2 pseudogenes are annotated in these 2,272 nt (G+C 81.1%); both read left to right on the top strand.

Going from position 1 to position 2,272, the window contains the following annotated elements:
* Positions 1–557: pseudogene (locus IHE55_RS32080) on the top strand (hypothetical protein); the annotation flags it as partial.
* 1,489 nt (positions 558–2,046) lie between these two features.
* A pseudogene (locus IHE55_RS32075) lies at positions 2,047–2,272 on the top strand (hypothetical protein); the annotation flags it as partial.

Raw genomic sequence — 2,272 nt, 5'->3', positions numbered from 1 at the left:
AAGCTTTCGCCTTTCTGCCCACCCCGCCGCGGGAGCGCGGCTTCCGCATCCACGAGATGGGCCGTCCGTCCCCCCGGGGCAGACGGTTCGCCTTCGCCGCCGCGGGCGCGGTGTCGCTGGCGGCGTTCGCGCTCAGCGGGACGCTGCCGCTGGACGAGACCGCCCCGCCGCGCAACCGGGCGGACGGCGCCGGCGCCGCGGTCACCCCGCCGTCGGCCCACCAGACGGCCGCCGCGGCCTCCTGGCACCTGGGCGTGCACCGCATGGACGCCGCACTGCGGACACCGGTCGGCGGCAGCGCGATGCCCGCCGTCGGTGGCCCGGTGGCGGCGCAGGTGCCCCCGGCCCTGAAGCCGCCGGCACCGCTGCCGGCGTTCCGGGCCTCCGCGCTGCCGGTGAGCACCATGCTGCCGCCGGTCGTGCAGTCGGCGCTCTCGCTCGGCTCCCCGCTTCTGCCCGCCGCGGCCACGGCGAAACCGGAGCGGACCGCCACCGCCACCCCGCGCCCCACGAAGGGCGGCCCGCCGCTCGTGGTGACCGCCACCGGCCCGAAGTAGCCGAGCCGCATCCGGAGCCCCGCCGGGGACCGGCCCCGGCGGTTTCTTCGTGCCGTGCCTCCGGTGGGCACGCCGTACCGGCGGCCGGGCCCGGCAGGGTGCGACGCCGCAACGGCCGACCGCGGGGACGGGCTCACCCGGCCCTGGAGCGACGGTCGGCCCGCCGGGGAAGGCCTGCCGGCCGTCGGCGGCCGGCCGGTGCGTGGTGGCGGGGTCGCCGCGGGAACGGCAGGCGGGCGCGCGCCCGCCGGTCGGTGCCCGTCGTTGCCGAAGCGGCGTCCGGCCGGGCCGCTCGGTGACGGCCACCATGTGACGGCCGCTGGGCGACGGTGCTGGGTGACGGCGGGCCGGTGTCGTCCTCTGCCGGCGGGCGCGCCGTCGCCCCGGCGGGGCGGGTGGTCCGTCCCGCAGGAGCCGCCGTAACCGGCCCGGTGCCGTGCCGGGCACGGGCTCCGGCGGGACACCGGGTACGGGCAGCGCGCGCTCCGGGGCGCCTGGTGCCGTGGCCCGGCGGGGTCGTCGCGTGGGCGTTCCGGACCGGCGGCCGGCAGACCGGTGCACCGCGCGTGGCCGGCCGTCCGGCGTACCGTCCGGGACGGTCCCGGTAGGCTCACGGGCCGACACCCGCCCGGTGCGCCTCGGCGCGCGGCCGCCCCGGTGGGCCGATGGTCGGCTGCGCCCGGTGGGCGCGTGGCCGGATGCCGGACCGGCGGGTGGCGCACGGGCGCACCGGCCGACGCCGGGCGGGCCCGGTGCCCGGCCGGGCACCGGACCGGCGGGCGGCACATCCGGCTCCGGCCGGGCGACCGCCGCCCGTTCGCCCGGGGGACACCTGCGTGATCCCCGGCGGACCTGGTTGAATCGCAAGCACGCGGCACGGAGCCGAGGCGGGACGGTGTCCCGGAGCTCCGCGGTCCGCGCCGTGTCCTGACGCGGGAACTCTGGGGAGATCATGGACGAGGGGAAGGCCCCCGGGCCCAAGCCGAAGTGGTGGAGCCGCCCGGCGGCACCCACCGTGCGGCGGCCGCGGAGCGACGAGCCGGCCACCGGCCCCGCCGCGGCCCGCCCGGATGCTCCCGCCGGCGGCAAAGGGTCCGCCGCGCGGCCGACCACATCCGCCGGCGAACGGACATCCGCGAGCGGATCGGTCTCCGAGCCGGCGGCCCTCGCGAACGGGCCGGCGGAGCCCGGGACCGGGTCGTCGACGACGGCGACCGCTCCGGCGCCCGCCGACGCGCCGCCGGAGCGGTACGGGGAGCGGACGGGGGCGACCGCCGGACCCGGCGGGCCGGTCAGCCCCGGAAGCGCTCCGGCCGGCCTGCCCGCCGACCGGGACGGCGCGGAGGTGCCCGCACCGCAGGACCCGGCCGGTACCCCGGAGACCTCTTCCCCCGCGGACGCCGCGACGCCGGGAGACGCCGCGACGCCGGGTGGCACCGCGCCGGACGCCCCGGCCCCGACCCCGGTTGCCGTGGAGCCGGATGCCGTCGTGGCGGGTTCCCCGACGCAGGACACCCCGCCGCGGGACGCCGTGACGCAGGACGCCGTGGAGCCGGACGCCGTCGGCCGGGGCGCGGCCGCCCAGGGCGCCCCGGCCCAGGGACGCTCGGCGCCGGACGCCCCGGCGCCTGATGAGGGCGCGGGCGTCGCCGCCCCGGAGGCTTCCGCCGGCAGCTCGGGAACCACCCGCGCCGGCACGGGCCAGGACTCGGAAC

Source organism: Streptomyces pactum (assembly GCF_016031615.1).
Lineage (GTDB): Bacteria > Actinomycetota > Actinomycetes > Streptomycetales > Streptomycetaceae > Streptomyces > Streptomyces pactus.
Note: the sequence above shows the minus strand (reverse complement) of the source record. Positions and strands in the feature narration are given on the sequence as shown.